Raw genomic sequence first — 16,520 nt, forward strand, 5'->3', positions numbered from 1 at the left:
GCTCTTAGCCATTTCGAAGGTCCGGACCCGCTACGGCGGTCCGGACCTTCGCGTTCTAAGATTTAGCACCCAGGTCAGGAAAATGGCGTTATGGGCCGCTCGAGCCGTTCGCCGTCGACCACCAGATCCACGCGCTCGTTGTAGAAACTGAGCAGCCCGCAGATCTTCGGATTCTCGCGGATCGGTTCGGCGTAGCTCCACACAATGTCCGGCTCCAGCTGGCCGCCCGCACGGACCGACCAGTAACGGGCGCGGCCCTTATACGGGCACGTGGTGGTCTTGGTGCTCGGCTCCAGCAGTTCGGTGCGCACATCCTCAAACGGCAGGTAATACCGCGTGGGCAGATGCGTCTCGAAGAGCAGAAGCGGCCGAACGCTGTTCGCGATCTCTTCGCCGCCGATGAATACCTGCACGCGCCGCGAACTGTGCAAGGTGTCCACCCGCTTGTACGGATCGCGGGCGTGGACGAATACCTGTTCGTCCTCCTCGTACCAGTCCAGCTGGCGCCAGGAAAAAGTAATGTGTCCTGCGAGCGCGGCGAAGTCCCCCATCGGTTCATCGTAGGACCAGGCGGCTCCCTCAGCCCGCTTCCGCCCGGCCCGAACGGTCCAACGGCTTCCGGCGCCGGCGCCCGGCACTTCATCGGTGAGCACACCGGAAACAACGTCTTCACGGGGCAAGTAGTAAGTAGGCAGGCTGCCTGGACTGTACTGCACCAGCAGCTGCGCGCGGGTGCTCTCGGCCACCAGTTCGTTGCCCAGGCGGACTCGGATGCGGCGCCGCGTCGGTTCTACAAACGGCTCTGGAATCTCCATGCTGCATCTTACTGCGAACGTACCCTGTACCGTCGTGCTTGTGTTGTCGTCCGTTTTGGCCCGGACAGCAATCGGCTCAGCAACGAGAGGAATGCGAATGAGATACGTGGAGTACAAGCCGGAACAGCTCCAGTATCGGCGAGATAAAACCCTAATCAGAAGGGGTTATTGAAGGGGCACCTGGATCGGCCTTGAGCTCAGTTCGTCTCCTGACCGGCCGGAGCAGGACCGCGATCAGCGGCGTCCTCACAGAGTTCGAATGCGATACGAGCCGACTTTGAAATAGCTCCCTCGGGCGCCGCCTTGACACCTGTGCTTGCCGCGGCGGCCTCGTACCCAGCCGCGTAGCCCACCAGGAATGTGGTGACAGGTGCGGTCGCATGAATCACTGATTCCGCAGACTTTCTTGCTAGGTCAAGGAGCACTTGCAGGTCCACATTCAGATTCCCAATCTTCAGTTCCTGCGTCAGCCGCTCACTCCATTCGGCTACGATCCGCATCTCTTCATCTTCCACGGCCATGGTTGCTCTCCTCCGTACGTCGCCCGAAGTGGGACGAACTGATTTGCTTAGACAATACAATTCTCTGTCCTTGAATGAGCGTTATAGCCGTTTCTTGTGCTGCGGATCCGGCTCCGACCACGAAGAGGTGCTCCCACCTGTGCCTAGGGCTAAGGAGGGGCCAGTTTTCGAACTCAGTTCCTTGACAGGCGTCACACTATCGGTCAGGCTGTTGCAGTAGACGAAGCCTGTTGTGCAATAAGCATCGAGACCGACTGCCCGATCGCTCATCGGATCCGTCGAGAGGTATCTTTCAGGGTTCTAACATGCGTCTCGGGGCAGCTGTTGATCGCCTTGCAGTCGTCCTCCAGAGTTGACTTCGCGAGAGGCATGGACGCGGCGCCAGGAACTGTTCGATAAGGAAGGACTGTGTTTGTGGTTCACAAGGTCAAGACCGTTGAAATCAGCACGTCCCGCTCTCCATCAAAGCCATTCTGTCGGAACCGGCGGATTGATCCTCCTCGACCGTGTAGCCCGCCGGAGTGCGCCTAGGTACAGCGGCAGCGGCGCGGCCTCGCGGAAAACGTTCAGTACATTCAGATGAAATCCAGGGCAAGCAGGAGAACATGATCAATCCCATCAAGCGGAAAGCCCCCGTCAAGGATATCGACGAGAACGAGCTTGAAGTCCATGATCCAAAAACTGCAGCGGCAGGGGTCAAGGCTGTCATGGTGTCGATGGATCGCGGCATTTCGCAGGCCGGTCTCACGCGAACTGCCCGTTCTATGTTGCGAGTCAACCAACGGGGCGGTTTCGACTGTCCCGGCTGTGCTTGGCCCGAGTCCATATCGGGGGCGCGGAAGCCGGCCGAATTCTGTGAGAATGGCGCGAAAGCCATTGCAGAAGAAAACACGCTCCGGACCGTTACTCCAGAGTTCTGGGCAACGCATTCTGTTGAAGAATTAGCAGGTAAGACCGAATATTGGCTGGGCAACCAGGGCAGGATTACGGAGCCGGTCATCATCCGCGAGGGTGAGACGCACTACTCACCCATCTCCTGGACGGATGCGTTTAACCTCGTTGGTGAACACATTCGTGCAACGACTCCAGACCGTTGCGTCTTCTATACGTCCGGGCGCACAGCAAACGAGACTGCGTTCATGTACCAACTGTTCGCGCGCTCCATTGGGACCAACAACCTGCCGGACTGCTCGAACATGTGCCACGAATCTTCCGGATCCGCGCTCAACCCCACCATTGGCATTGGCAAGGGCACCGTGTCGCTGGATGACATGCACAACGCCGAGCTGATCATGGTCGTCGGCCAGAATCCCGGCACCAACCACCCGCGGATGCTCTCCGCCCTGACCGAATGCCGCCAGAACGGCGGCAAGGTTGTTGCCGTGAACCCATTGCCCGAGGCTGGCCTCCTGAAATTCAAGGACCCACAGAGTCCCGGCAACCTGGTGCGCGGCGGGGACCAGGTCGCTGACGAGTTCCTGCAGATCAAAGTAGGCGGCGACCTAGCCCTGTTCCAAGCCTTGGGCCATCTGCTGCTGGAAGAAGAAAAACGGGCACCCGGAACGATAGTCGACCACGACTTCATCGATGCACAAACGGATGGTTTCCAAGAATACTGCGAAGCTCGGAGCCAGCTCGACTGGATCGAGACCGAAAGAGCCACTGGGCTCTCAAGAATGGAAATAACCGGAATTGCCGACATGCTCGCCAAGTCGAAGGCAACCATCATTTGTTGGGCACTCGGCGTGACCCAGCAGCCGCATTCGGTGAATACACTGCGCGAAATCATCAATATCCTTCTCCTGCAGGGGAACTTCGGAAAACCCGGAGCCGGGGCCTGCCCGGTCCGCGGCCACTCCAATGTGCAGGGCGACCGCACCATGGGCATTTGGGAAAAGCCCAAGGAATGGCTGTTGGCGGCCCTGGACGAAGAGTTCGGCATCGCTTCCCCTCGTGAGCACGGCGTCGATGCGACGGAAACCCTCGAGGCCTTCATGGACGACAAGGTGGATGTCTTTGTGTCCATGGGCGGCAATTTCGCTCTCGCCTGTTCAGATACCGAGGCATTGGAAGCAGGCATGAAGCGGGCGGGTTTAACCGTGCACGTCTCGACCAAACCAAACCGCTCCCACATTGTCCATGGGCGAACGTCGCTGATTCTTCCGACTCTGGGCCGCACAGACAAGGACGATAAGCATCCGAAGGGTGCCCAGTTCCTATCCGTCGAGGATTCGATGTCAGTAGTCCATTCGACACAGGGCCGACTGGCGCCGGTCAGCGAGCATCTGCTGGCCGAGCCTGTCATTATTGCGCGCATGGCTCAAGCCACCCTCGGCGAAGATCACATCGTGGATTGGCGGGCCATGGCCGAGGATTACGATGTGATCCGGGACCACATATCCCGCGTGCTTCCGGGTTTTGAAAACTTCAACCAGCGAATCCGGACCAAAAACGGGTTTGTGCTGCCGAACCCGCCGCGCGACACACGCTCCTTTGCCACCGACATCGGGAAGGCCAGATTCAGCGTTAGCCCGCTGGAGTATCTAGAGGCCCCTGACGGCCACCTGATCCTACAAACCATGCGAAGTCACGACCAATACAACACAACATTCTATGGACTCGATGACAGGTACCGCGGAATCTCCAACGGCCGTCGGGTTATCCTGGTCCATCCCGAAGACCTGAATGAACTCGGCTTCTCCGACCGGGACCTTGTAGATGTGGTCAGCACGTTCAAGGGGACGGAACGCAGGGCGGACAAATTCCGCTTGGTCTCTTATCCGACCGCTCGAGGTTGTGCCGCAGCGTACTTCCCGGAAGCAAACGTTCTCGTGCATCGTGAACTCGTCGCCCGCGAATCCAATACCCCTGGATACAAAGCGATGACGGTGCGCTTCATACCCCACGAGGAACCGCAGCTTAGCTAATTCCAAATGGACGAGTTAGTTAACCGAGTCAGGACGACCACGCCGACATAAATTCGCGGTGCGGGTCTAAGTCGTCGCTACCTGAAACCGAACTGGCTCTGCCCGCGCCGGCGGGAAGTACCGGCAAGCGCACGCTGCTGACGTGGAAACGGCGGGGGAGCGACATCCCGCTCCCCCGCCTGTGACCCGCATTACCTGAAAAGCGGCAGACTGCGCCCCCTTTGACATGTCTCTGCCCGTTACATTCCGCCACCGCCGCCTGTTCACAACCCAGAATTGATAATTGGCTGAAGTAAGCACCACGCCGGCAGCTTTTTTGATCCCTTAGGCATTAGAAATGCCCGGCATGCCCGCTGCCCAAATCCCTGTCCCAGACAGTCCTAATACTGTCGGCCAGCGCTCAAGTTTCGGATCAAAGGGTTGACATCAGGTGTGAGGTGCGACACCCTGAATGTGTTGCACAAGACGAAGCATGTTGCGTACTAAGCACAGAACCGGCTGGCGATTTGGAGTTGGCAATGCATACATTAGCGATCGTGGGCGCGTCCTTGGCAGGTCTTTCGGCTGCCCGGGGCGCCCGTGCACTAGGTTTCGACGGAAGGCTTGTCATTATTGGCGAGGAAGCGGAGCGGCCTTATGATCGCCCTCCTCTGTCCAAGGACTTCCTGCTCGGCCGGATCACAACCGATGACTTGGCGTTGGAAGCCTCCGATGAGGACCTGCAGGCTGAGTGGTTGCTGGGTAGCCGGGCAGTCAAGCTGGACAGCGCCACCAAGACCATTACCCTCGCAAACGGTCACTCGGTGAAAGCTGACGGCATCGTACTTGCCACCGGTGCTTCCGCCCGAAATCTCCCCCAGCTTGCCGGTCTGTCGAACGTTTTTACCCTGCGCACCCTTGCTGACAGCCAGGCACTGGCAGCCGAATTACGGCCGGGCCGCAGGTTGGTCGTTATTGGTGCCGGTTTCATTGGGGCAGAGGTAGCCTCGACGGCCAGCGACCTGGGCCTGGATGTCACAATTATCGAGGCCCAGCCAATTCCGTTGAGCGGACCGCTGGGACCAGAAATGGGTGCCATTGTTTCGCGGCTGCATGAGCAGAACGGCGTCGAGTTGGTCTGCGGTACCGGCGTGGAGTCCTTTTGCGCAGACGCAGGAATCGTCACCGGTGTGAAACTTAACGATGGCCGCGTCGTCCCTGCAGATGTCCTGCTCGTCGGGATCGGCGCGTCTCCGAACGTAGCATGGCTCGAAGGTTCGGGCCTCGAGATCGCCGAGTCGGCCCCAGGTGGCGTTCTGTGTGATGCTCGCGGCCAGACTAATGCGCCGGGTATCGCAGCCGTCGGAGATTGTGCCGCCTGGTTGGATGAGCGTTCCGGCCATCATCATCGTGTAGAGCACTGGACCGGGGCACAGGAACGTCCGGCACTAGCCGTCGCCGGGCTCCTGGATTCAAGCGCTCCCAAGCAGGCGGTAAATCTCCCCTATTTCTGGTCGGACCAGTACGGCGTGAAAATCCAATTTGCTGGCAACGCCCGCGACGCCGACAGAGTCCAATTTGAGGCAGGTACCGCCGAGGAGCACAGTTTCCTGGCCGTATATTACCGAGGAGAGGACCCGGTCGCGGTTCTCGGCACCAACCAGCCCCGACTTTTTACCAGATGGAGGCGCCAGCTGAACGCCGCCAGCGCCGCGCAGGTAAGCGTGCTGACCCCCGCATCGTCCTGAAGCCTTCTCTTTTTCATGGGATACGTGCGCTGATCCCGCGGTCTTCCGTGGCGAGCAGGAGGGAATTGACGAAGCACTTCTGGGGAAGCATCCCGGACACGCATCACTGGAGCAACACGCTCAGCTCTGCCGATAGCCTCCGGCCTCCCCATTTCCGGGCCAGCATGCTTGAAGCTCGCGCAAGCCTACCGGCGCCTGCTCAAGAACTTATATAACCAAAACTTTGCCTTCCCAATGAGGGTGGAAGTTCCGTTCCTCGTCAACACATAGAAAGAGAGGAAGACTGCTTATGTCAGGAAACAGAGCCGTTGCCTATAAAGGACCAGGGAAAGTCGAGGTCATCGACACCGACTACCCCACCTTTGAACTCAGAGACGCCCCGGGGATCAACCCGGCCAACATCGGCCGCAAGGTCCCCCACGGCGTCATCCTGCGAACAGTCACCACCAACATCTGCGGCTCGGACCAGCACATGGTCCGCGGCCGCACCACCGCCCCGACCGACCTGGTCCTCGGACACGAAATCACCGGCGAAGTCATCGAATGCGGACCCGACGTCGAATTCATCAAGACCGGCGACATCGTCTCGGTCCCCTTCAACATTTCCTGCGGCCGCTGCCGCAACTGCAAGGAACGCAAAACCGGCATCTGCCTCAACGTAAACCCCGACCGCCCCGGCAGCGCTTACGGGTACGTGGACATGGGCGGCTGGGTCGGCGGCCAGGCCGAATACGTCATGGTGCCCTACGCGGACTGGAACCTGCTGAAGTTCCCGGACCGCGACCAGGCCCTGGAGAAAATCATGGACCTGACCATGCTCTCGGACATCCTGCCCACCGGCTTCCACGGCGCCGTCACCGCCGGCGTCGGGGTCGGCTCCACCGTGTACGTGGCCGGTGCCGGCCCTGTTGGCCTGGCTGCCGCAGCCGGCGCGCAGTTGCTGGGCGCCGCCGTCGTTATTGTGGGTGACCTCAACGACCAACGGCTCGCGCAGGCGCGCAGCTTCGGCTGCGAAACCGTGGATGTTTCGAAGGGCGATCCGAAGGACCAGATCGAACAGCTCCTGGGCGTGCCCGAAGTGGACTGCGGCATCGACGCCGTGGGTTTCGAAGCGCGCGGCCACGGCAAGGACGCCTCGCACGAGGCGCCGGCCACCGTGCTGAACTCGCTGATGGACATCACCGCCGCCGGCGGCGCGCTGGGCATCCCCGGACTCTACGTCACCGGCGACCCCGGAGCCGCGGACGAAGCCGCGCAGCACGGCTCGCTCTCCATCAGCCTCGGCACCGGCTGGGCCAAATCGCTGTCCTTCACCACCGGCCAATGCCCGGTCATGAAATACAACCGCCAGCTGATGATGGCGATCCTGCACGACAAGGTCCAGATCGCCAAGGCCGTCAACGCCAAGGCCATCCCGCTCGAAGACGCGCCCAAGGGCTACGCCGAGTTCGACGCCGGCGCCGCCACCAAGTACGTCCTGAACCCGAACGGCTACATCAAAAACTAGGAAGGACCGATTTAGGAGTTGCGCTGACGCTGGGGGAACGAACGAGGTACCTCAAGCCCCGGTGGGTACTCAAGTCAGCTCATAAGAGCCTCCTATTCCGTCAACAAACCTCTCGAAAAGGAGGATTAACATGACCTCTGTAACTCTTACGGAAGCCCGTGCAATAATCGACGCCGCCGAAAAACGCGCTGGCGAAATTGGGCAGCCAATGAATATCGCAGTAGTCGACAGTGGCGGCAATCTTGTCTCCCATGCACGCATGGACGGTGCTTGGATCGGCAGCATCGACATCTCCATCAACAAGGCGTTCACCGCTCGTGCATTCGATATCCAAACCAAGGATTTGGGGGACAACTCCCAGCCGAATCAGCAGTTCTACGGCATCCACGCAAGCAACGGGGGGCCGGATCATGATCTTCGCCGGAGGTCTGCCGCTGAGCAAGGGCGGTCAGGTCGTGGGTGCGGTCGGGGTTAGCGGAGGCTCGGGCGAGGAGGATCAGACTGTAGCGGAAGCAGCTGCGGCAGCTCTGTAGATGGGCGCCTAGCCCACGCGTTCAGGTGGCCTGTACATGAATCATAGGTCACGTAGCCCGGGATTGCGGACGAGGGTGGGACTGGTCAACAGTCCCACCCTTTCAGTTGTGATGGCGCATTAGAGCTGCCGGTGCCCGCTTAGGCGGCTCCACAGCGTTCGGATCGCGCCAAGAGCAGCTGTCACGTGGTCAAACGCCCTTTGCCCGGCGATATACACACGCCGTACGAGCCGGTTACAGGTACCGTCGCTACCAAGCGCGTCCGACCGAGCTCGATCAGTCGCGCGAGTAACCCCTTATGGGGTTCGCACTAATTTCCTTCCACGGCACCGTCCGCTTCGGAGAGTGAAAGCTGAAGGGCCGGCAGCTGCCGGTCAAATCGTCCTGCCCATGACGCCGCTTACGACAGCGGCACCGAGAAAGAGAAGAATAGGAATCGTAGGTCCGATAAGAAGATAACGACGGCACTGGTTGCACAAATCATCCGTGGCGGGAAGACGCTCTCACCCGATGGATGCTGAACCGGACAGCATGGGACCGGTGCCGGAAGGATCATCCGTTAGATTACTTGAACCTCGTACACACGGGCGGGCAGTTTAGCCGGCGGTGCATCTACCTGCCCGGTTCGAAGACTGAACTTCGATGCGTACAGGGGGCATTCGACTTCCTCGCCTTCCACCCAGCCATCTGCCAACGAGGCATCCTTTTGCTGGTGACGTCTGATATATCTTGTGTCGGGCCGTATAGCCCCGATAAACCAACGGAGAGGCCTGGAGCTGTGGAGGGAACGATTTCTATCGGTCGGACCCGGGCGGAGCATGCCTATCTGGAGCTCCGCCAGCGCATCATTGACATGCGGTTGCCGCCGGGGGCAGCTCTGGATGAAGAAGCGCTGATGACCGAGCTTGGGGTTGGGCGGACACCCATGCGTGAGGCGGTCAAGCGGCTGGAATCGGATCGGATGCTTACCGTCTATCCGCGTCGAGGCACCATCATCGCCGATGTGAGCATCCGGGATCTGAAGGAGATCTCCGATGCCCGCCGCGTGCTGGAAGCATTCGCGGCGCGCCGGGCTGCGGAGCTAGCCACCGACGAAGATCGGCAGAGGCTGCAGGTGTGTCTGGACTTTCTGGCTGACGCCCCGTCGGAATCCAACAAGGCCTCAATTGGTTTGGACGAGCAGATCCACCGGGCTGTGTACACGACGATGCGCAACAGCTACGTTGAGGCGACGTTGATCCAGTACTTCAGTCTCTCCCAGCGGATGTGGAACTTCGTGCTGTCGGGGATGGCGCCGATTACCCGCAACGTTCAGGAGCACGTTGCTCTGCTGCACGCTGTCATCGATGGGGATGCGGACAAGGCGGCGGCGCTGGCGGAAGAGCATGTGACTCACTTCGAAGAGCTTGTTCGCAGCACCCTGTAGTAAGTCAGGGCGCATTTAGTCATGCGGTCATGAGCCGGTGCCCGGAACCGGCTCAGGTTCCGGGCACCGGCTGCAGATCAGGCGCGGATTTTCTTCATTTCAGGATCAACCAGCGGTTCGGAGGCCACTGTTGCGCTGATCCGTTGACCGAAGTATTCAATCTCCACTTGGTCCCCTTCATCCATGGTCCCGGGTAGCCAGGCGTAGGCGACGGGTTTGTGGACGGTGTGGCCGTAGGCGGCGCTGGTGACATAGCCGGCGCGTTTCCCGTTGGCGAAGACTGGTTCCTTGCCCAGGACCATGGATGTTCCGTCGTCGATTGTCAGGCAGCGCAGCCGGGTGGCCGGAGGCTGGGCGGTGCGCTGCTCCAGGGCGGCTTTGCCGACGTAGCCGTCCTTGTTGCCGCGGACCGCGAAAGCGAGTCCGGCCTGGACCGGGTCGTGTTCGGTGTCCATGTCGGTTCCCCAGGAGCGGTAGCCCTTTTCCAGCCGCAGGCTGTTGAACGCGCTGCGCCCGGCGGCGACAACGTTGAGGGGTTCGCCCGCTGCCCACAATGCGTCCCACAGCCGCAGACCGTATTCGGCGCTGGTGTAGATTTCCCAGCCCAGCTCGCCCACGTAGGACAGGCGCATCAGCCGTACCGGGATGCCGGCGATGGTGGTGCTGGCCGCCCGGAAGTACTTCAGCCCGTCGTTGGACAGATCCTGCGGTGTCAGCGGCTGGACCAGGTCGCGGGCGCGGGGCCCCCAGACGCCGATGCAGCAGGTGCCGCCGGTGGTGTCCTGGACGTGGACCCACCGGTGCGGGTCGGTTTCGGTTTGCGCCGCTGCCTGGCGGGAGATGTAGTCCAGGTCCAGTCCGCCGTTCGCGCCGATCTGGAACAGCGTCTCCTCGATCCGGGCCACGGTCAGGTCGCTCTTGATGCCGCCGGCATCATCGAGCATCAGGGTGTAGGTGACAGAACCGATGCTCTTGTCCAGCTGGCCGGTGGTCAGGCGCTGCAGCAGTGGCAGCGCACCGGGGCCGGAGACTTCCAGCCGTTTGAGCGCGGTCATGTCGTACATGGCAACGTTGGTGCGGGTGGCATGAGCTTCGGCCGCGGCGATCGGGGAATCGAACTTCGCCGACCAGGCGTCCCGAGCAGGAGGCTGCCAGTCCTGCGGCAGAGTGTCCAGCAGGCTGGCGTTCGCTTCGTACCAGTGCGGGCGTTCCCAGCCGCCGGTCTCGAGGAAGAAGGCCCCGAGCTCGGTCTGGCGCTGGTGGAACGGGGAGAGGCGCAGGTCCCGGGGCGACAGGCGGGGCTCGAGCGGGTGGCGGATGTCGTAGATTTCGACGAAGTTCTGCTTCGAGGTCTCCAGCACGTATTCGGGCTGCAGCTGGATTTCCTCGAAGCGGGCCACGTCGAGCTCGCGCAGGTCGGTTTCAGACCGGCCGGTGACCAGCAGCTCGGCCACCGCTTTGGCGATGCCGGCCGAGTGCGTGACCCAGACGGCTTCGGCGATGAAGACACCTTTCAGGTCCCGGGATTCGCCTACCAGCGACCCGCCGTCGGGGGTAAAGGAGAAAATGCCATTGAAAGCGTCCTCGATTCCGGTCTCCTGCAGGCCCGGCAGCAGCTGCCGGCAGGCCTTCCACGGCTGCTCGAAGTCTTCGGCGGTGAACGCCAGCCGGGACGGCATGGCATGCTCGCTGATCGGCCCGCCGGGCAGTTCGTTATAGCCGACCGCGATGGGCCGGTGGGCGTAGGAGCCGATGCCCAGCCGGGCACCCTGCTGGCGGAAATAAAGATCCTCATCCTGGTGGCGTAGCAGCGGCAGCACGGCGTTGTTGCCGCTGCCGATGACCTTGTCCGCTGCCGCGGGCAGCTCGGCCAGCGGGGTCGTCGTCACGTACTGGTGGGCCAGCGGCACCAACGGCACAGGCATGCCGATCAGGTCCCCGACAGCCGGGCCCCAGAACCCTGCGGCGGAGACCACGATGTCTGCCGGGAACACGGTATCGTGGCTGCGCACCCCGGTGACCCGCCCCGCGGCGCGCTCAATACCGGTGACGGGGGTCCCGCCGATGAACCGGGCGCCGCGGGATTCTGCGCGTTCGCGCAGCAGTTCCACGGCCAGCACGGACGAGGCCAGGCCGTCGCCGGGCAGGTAGAGCCCGCCCAGGACGAGGTCTTCGTCGATGAGTGGGTGCAGCGCCTTGGCTTCGGCGGCGTCGACTACCCTGGCTTCCAGTCCCCACGCGGTGGCGAAACCGCAGCGGCGCTTGATCTCCGCGAGACGTTCGGGTGTGGTGGCCACTTCCAGACCGCCGACGCGGTTGAACGCCCGGGCGCCGCCGCGGGCCAGGGACGCAAGTTTCTGCCCGGTGTAGGCGGCGAACTCTGTCATGGCCTTGGACGGGTTGGTCTGAAACACCAGTCCCGGGGCGTGCGAGGTTGAACCGCCGGTGAGCGGGATCGGGCCCTGGTCCAGGACGGTAATGTCGCCCCAGCCGCGTTCGGTCAGTTCGTCGGCCAGGTTGGCGCCGACGATGCCGGCTCCGATGATAACGACGCGAGGTGATGGCATGGTGCGGGCCTTTCATTCGTGGGTAGCTGCCGGCAGGTCTTGGGTAGGCCAGGTAGCCGTTTGTGGGTCAGGTGAAGATGATGGTGCGGTGGCCGTTGAGCAGCACGCGCTTTTCGGCGTGCCAGCGCACGGCCCGGGCCAGTGCCTGGGCTTCGGCGTCCCGGCCGATGGTGGTTAGTCGGTCCGGGCTGAGCCGGTGATCAACGCGGAGGACTTCCTGCTCGATGATCGGGCCCTCGTCGAGATCCGCCGTGACGTAGTGTGCGGTGGCTCCGATCTGCTTCACGCCGCGGGCATAGGCCTGATGGTAGGGCCGTGCCCCTTTGAATCCCGGCAGGAAGGAATGGTGGATATTGATCGCCCGGCCGGCCAACTCGCGGCATAATCCGTCGGAGAGTACCTGCATGTAGCGGGCAAGGACGACCAGATCCACCTGATGCTCGTGGACGAGTTCGAGCAGCCGCGCCTCAGCTGCGGGTTTCGTCTGAGGCGTGACCGGGAGGTGGATGAAGGGCAGTCCTGCAGCGGCGGCCATAGGGGCCAGGTCCTGGTGGTTCGAGACCACCGCGACCAGATCCACGGGCAGACTCCCGGTTTGCCAGCGGAAGATCAGGTCGTGGAGGCAGTGCCCGAATTTCGAGACCATGACCAGGACCTTCGGGCGGGTGTTGTTGTGGAACGTATAGTCCATGGAGAATTCGGTTCCCACGGGGGCGAACTCAGCCGCGAGCGTCTGCGCGTCCAGGCCCTCTCCCCCCGCAGTGAAGGCGGTGCGCAGGAACAGCCGGCCATCCACGGTGTCGTCGAACTGCTGGTGTTCGGTGATGTCGAAGTCCCTGTCAACCAGGAACCGGGAGACAGCATGGACGATGCCGGGACGTTGCGGGCAGGAAAGCGTCAGCACGGCTGGGGTCCGGCCGGCCGATTGCCCAGACCCCAGGGCAGCTGCCTGCGCTTCGCGGGGTAGGTCGAGGAAAGTACTCACGGTGTCTCGTTTCTTATTCCAGGGCCGGAACCGGGGCGTCGGCCAAGGTCTCGGGTCTCAAAGAACCGCGCCCGCGGCTGCGGGCAGCGACGGGGAGCCGGACGGATCCGGCAGACCGTACACGGTGTTGCGGAAAAGCAGGGCGGTGGTGACGGCACCGACGCCGCCCGGTACAGGACTCAGGGCAGCCGCCACCGCACCGACAGAACCGGCCTCGACATCGCCGACGAGAGCGCCGGCGTCGTCGAAGTTTGTGCCGACGTCGATGACCACACTCCCCTGGGCCACATGGGCGGCCCTGATGAGCCCCGCCCTGCCGGCGGCGGCTACAACAACCGCAGCGGTGCCGGTGGCAGCGGCAAGGTCAGCGGTGCGTGAATGGGCCACGGTGACCGTCGCGTCTCGATTAAGCAGCAGGTGCAGCAGCGGCTTGCCGACCACGAGCGACCGGCCGACGACAGAAATGGGCCGACCCGCAAGCCCGACCTCGTAGTGGTCAAGCAGCTCGACCACCGCGGCAGCTGTGGCCGGGGCAAAGCAGGCTTCTCCGGCCAGCAGCCGGGTCAGCGAGGCAGGGTTGGCGCCGTCAACGTCCTTTTCCACGGCAATGGCACTGCCGAGGCCGGAGATGCTGGCGCCGTCCGGGAGCGGGGTCTGCAGGATGATGCCGTGAACGTTTTCGTCTGCGCTGGCCGTTTCCAGGACCGTCCGGATGTCGATTTCGGATGCGTCCGGTCCCAGATCGGCTACGGTGACCGTGACACCTGTCTGCCCGCCGAACCGCTGCAGCGTGCGGACATATGAGGCGCTGGACGGATCATCGGTCGCGGCGACAATCAGCAGCTGCCGCTTCTTGCCCTGGCGCAATAACTCGTCGATATCCGCGGAGAGCTGTGACTGAATGGCCGCGGCCACCGGCCGGCCCGAAAGCACGCGGGCGTTCATGCCGGCACCGGGTTCCGGGCTGCCTCGGTCACCGCATCCAGCCGCTCGAGCAACCGGTCGACGCCATCGACTATTGCCTGCAGGCTCTCGCGTTCGTTCCCGGTGGCCGCCGACGCCAGGTTCGATTCCAGATTCACCCGGGCGATGGAAGCAGCGGCACGGGCCGAGGCGGCGGCAGCCGCTACATCGGCGATGACGCTGCGGTTGCCGACCGGCAGCAGCTCTTCGGCAGCGGCAGCCAGGTCCGCGCAAATGTCGATGACGGCGCGTGGAGCAGTTGTCGCCCCGGCCAGCGCGGAATTGATGGCGGCCTTGCGCTCCGCCTTTGCAACCTCCCCGTCCGACGGCAAGGCGTAGGCCGCGCCTACCGCGGCGAAGGTGCGCGCGTCGTCTTCTGCCGCTGCAAGGGCGCGGTCCGTCAACTCCGAGGCCTGTTCGGCCAGCCTTGTGATAACCGGTTCGACGCCGGCGTACTTTGCGCCGTCGGAGTACCCGGCCACCATCGACAGCAGGCTGCCGGCAAAAGCAGCCTGCAGGCCGGCTACCGTCCCACCGCCCGGCGCTGGTGTGCGGGCCGCGAGCTGCTCGAGCAGGCTACTGACTCTTTCATTTCCCAGATGCTGCAAATCGAGTCCCCTTAGGAGCGGAGTCCACGCACGTGGACATACAACTGATATATGAGAGATCACGTTAGTGTTCGTCGTCACATCTGTCAACGACTGTTTGCAGCGGCCGGACCGCCTTGCCGGCACATTTCTGCAGGTGACTTCCCACTCCTATGGCACCTTTGGGAAGTTGCGAACCATTCATTTGCCACACGGTCCTCATTCGCGGCCGGAACTAATGCGATTCGTTCATGCTTTTTTGAGCCCTACTAGACAGGTGTAGTTAGGTTAGCCTAAACTCTCCCGTGGCCAACTCGGCTATTCGCTTGTCGTCTCCGGACCTTCCTCCGTGGGCGTTGAACTTAGGTGGTTTTATGCGCGCTCTGCTCCCGCTTTCGGCATCCATGGGCTTCGTGGCCCTTCTCACGCTGTCTGGTTGCGGATTCAGTGGCGGAGCAGCGGAAGCAGACCCTTCAGCCAGCCGTGACCAGAAGATGGTCGTGGACAATTTCCGCGCTCCGGTGGCTGGTTGGGCTTTGGAGAGCGATTCCGCCTACATTCTGTCCCTATCCGGATGCCTCGAGACGCTGACTAGGTACGACGAGAAACAGGGGAAGGTTGTGCCCTCGCTAGCCACCGAATGGAAGCAAATTGCTCCTACCGAGTGGGACTTCACGATCCGTGAAGGGGTACAGTTCCAGGACGGGTCCAAGCTGACTGCAGAAACCGTGGTGACATCGCTGAATCATGTCCTTGAAGCGGAAGTTCCGGCTCGAGCCTTTAGCCCGACAGTAGTAAGCGGCGTTAAGGCCATCGACGATCGTACGGTCAGGGTTACCACTCCGAGCGAGAGTCCGCTAGTCCCGTACCGTCTAGCCAGTGTCAACACGGGTATCCTCTCGCCGGCCGCATTCGAAGATGATGCTGTCGATCCCTTCGGTCACTGCACTGGGCCGTTCACTCCCGTCTCTGAAAAACCGAAGCAGTCCCTGACGTTGGAGCGGAATGAGAACTACTGGGGCGGGCAGGTTCAGCTTGCCGGCGCCGAGGTTCGGTTCATCACGGATGGGGCGACCCGTGCGGCTCAGGTTCAGACCGGTGAAGCCGACGTTTCCCTCTCCGTCCCGGTTTCAAGTCTGTCCACGCTGGAGGCAGATTCCGGTGTGAAGATCCTCAAGGCGGATTCGCCGCGGACGGCAACGCTGTACATGAACAACGGCAGGGCCCCGTTCGACGACGTCGACTTCCGCAAGGCCATCCGCTCGGCGCTTGATCTGGATGCCCTCGCCGGCAGCGTGTACGAAGGGGCCGCTATTGCCTCCAGCGGGCCGTTTGCCCCGTCGGAGCCTTGGGCGGTAGAAGATATGAAGCCACATCGGCAGGATCTGGAGGCGGCCAAGGAACTGCTCACTGCCGCCGGATACACCGCAGAGCGGCCGCTGGAAATCATCGCTATCGTGGAACGTGCGGAGTTCGCGGATGTCGCGACGGTAATCCAGGCGAATCTGAAGAGTGTCGGCGTCCCGGTTACCATCCAGACCAAGGAATACGCCGCGGTGGAACCGGATCTGCTGGCGGGTAACTACGACATGGTGCTGAGCCAGCGTAACCGCCTGATCGACATCGCCGACCCGATCGGCTTCCTCACGGCTGACTACACCTGCGAAGGTAGTTACAACCTGAGCCATTTCTGTGACCAGGATTACGACAAGCTCATCGCGCAGGCGGCCGAGACCGCTGACACCGAGGACCGCTACCGGCTGTACTCCGAAGCAGGGCAGATCCTTCAGGAGCAGGCCGTCAACGTCTGGCTCGTGAACGAACAGGCCGTTGACGCAGTCCGTGCCGATCTACAGTCCTACATCCAGGACCCGCTTTCACGCTACGTGCTCCGGGCGGAAACGACGAAGCCCACATCATGAGGATGAGCGGCACATCGGGGATTCAGCGGGAACAAGGTCC

At 62.2% G+C, this 16,520-nt stretch carries 11 protein-coding genes and 1 pseudogene; 6 read left to right on the forward strand and 6 right to left on the reverse strand.

Going from position 1 to position 16,520, the window contains the following annotated elements:
- Positions 1-74: 74 nt before the first annotated feature.
- Both AC20117_RS06415 and AC20117_RS06420 read right to left on the reverse strand, forming a co-directional pair.
- Positions 75-815, reverse strand: coding sequence for a DUF427 domain-containing protein (locus AC20117_RS06415; RefSeq protein WP_074700433.1), 741 nt, complete (start codon positions 813-815; stop codon positions 75-77).
- A gap of 197 nt (positions 816-1,012) precedes the next feature.
- The gene (locus AC20117_RS06420) at positions 1,013-1,336 is read right to left on the reverse strand and encodes a DUF6457 domain-containing protein (protein WP_074700432.1); all 324 of its coding nucleotides are present in this window, start codon (positions 1,334-1,336) and stop codon (positions 1,013-1,015) included.
- A gap of 605 nt (positions 1,337-1,941) precedes the next feature.
- Here AC20117_RS06420 and AC20117_RS06425 point away from each other — a divergent pair.
- The 5 genes and pseudogenes from AC20117_RS06425 (at position 1,942) to AC20117_RS06450 (ending at position 9,456) form a co-directional block, all read left to right on the forward strand.
- Positions 1,942-4,263, forward strand: a complete 2,322-nt coding sequence (locus AC20117_RS06425) for an FdhF/YdeP family oxidoreductase (protein ID WP_074700431.1) — start codon at positions 1,942-1,944, stop codon at positions 4,261-4,263.
- Positions 4,264-4,781: 518 nt separating this feature from the next.
- A complete protein-coding gene (locus tag AC20117_RS06430) occupies positions 4,782-5,990 on the forward strand; it encodes an NAD(P)/FAD-dependent oxidoreductase (protein ID WP_074700430.1) in 1,209 nt (402 codons plus the stop codon).
- Between the two features lie 289 nt (positions 5,991-6,279).
- On the forward strand, positions 6,280-7,497 hold the full coding sequence (gene fdhA, locus AC20117_RS06435) for a formaldehyde dehydrogenase, glutathione-independent (RefSeq protein WP_074700429.1): 1,218 nt from the start codon (positions 6,280-6,282) through the stop codon (positions 7,495-7,497).
- A 130-nt stretch (positions 7,498-7,627) separates the two neighbouring features.
- A pseudogene (locus AC20117_RS06440) lies at positions 7,628-8,030 on the forward strand (heme-binding protein).
- 778 nt (positions 8,031-8,808) lie between these two features.
- Complete coding sequence (locus AC20117_RS06450) at positions 8,809-9,456, forward strand: GntR family transcriptional regulator (protein WP_101632550.1); 648 nt, start codon at positions 8,809-8,811, stop codon at positions 9,454-9,456.
- A gap of 77 nt (positions 9,457-9,533) precedes the next feature.
- Here AC20117_RS06450 and AC20117_RS06455 read toward each other — a convergent pair whose 3' ends face one another.
- The 4 genes from AC20117_RS06455 to AC20117_RS06470 form a co-directional block, all read right to left on the reverse strand.
- Positions 9,534-12,023 carry a GcvT family protein gene (locus AC20117_RS06455; protein WP_074700428.1) on the reverse strand — a complete coding sequence of 830 codons (2,490 nt, stop codon included), beginning with the start codon at positions 12,021-12,023 and terminating at the stop codon, positions 9,534-9,536.
- A 67-nt stretch (positions 12,024-12,090) separates the two neighbouring features.
- A complete protein-coding gene (purU, locus tag AC20117_RS06460; protein WP_083339702.1) occupies positions 12,091-13,008 on the reverse strand; it encodes a formyltetrahydrofolate deformylase in 918 nt (305 codons plus the stop codon).
- A gap of 57 nt (positions 13,009-13,065) precedes the next feature.
- Positions 13,066-13,953 (reverse strand): tetrahydrofolate dehydrogenase/cyclohydrolase catalytic domain-containing protein, encoded by an 888-nt coding sequence (locus tag AC20117_RS06465; RefSeq protein WP_074700427.1) that lies wholly within the window; start codon positions 13,951-13,953, stop codon positions 13,066-13,068.
- Positions 13,950-14,579 (reverse strand): cyclodeaminase/cyclohydrolase family protein, encoded by a 630-nt coding sequence (locus AC20117_RS06470; protein WP_158300435.1) that lies wholly within the window; start codon positions 14,577-14,579, stop codon positions 13,950-13,952. The genes AC20117_RS06465 and AC20117_RS06470 overlap by 4 nt, the downstream gene beginning before the upstream one ends.
- 353 nt (positions 14,580-14,932) lie before the next feature.
- Here AC20117_RS06470 and AC20117_RS06475 point away from each other — a divergent pair, with 353 nt between their 5' ends.
- The gene (locus tag AC20117_RS06475) at positions 14,933-16,480 is read left to right on the forward strand and encodes an ABC transporter substrate-binding protein (RefSeq protein WP_101632551.1); all 1,548 of its coding nucleotides are present in this window, start codon (positions 14,933-14,935) and stop codon (positions 16,478-16,480) included.
- Positions 16,481-16,520: the final 40 nt, after the last annotated feature.

Origin of the sequence: Arthrobacter crystallopoietes (assembly GCF_002849715.1) — a bacterium.
In the GTDB taxonomy this organism is placed as follows: Bacteria; Actinomycetota; Actinomycetes; order Actinomycetales; family Micrococcaceae; genus Crystallibacter; species Crystallibacter crystallopoietes.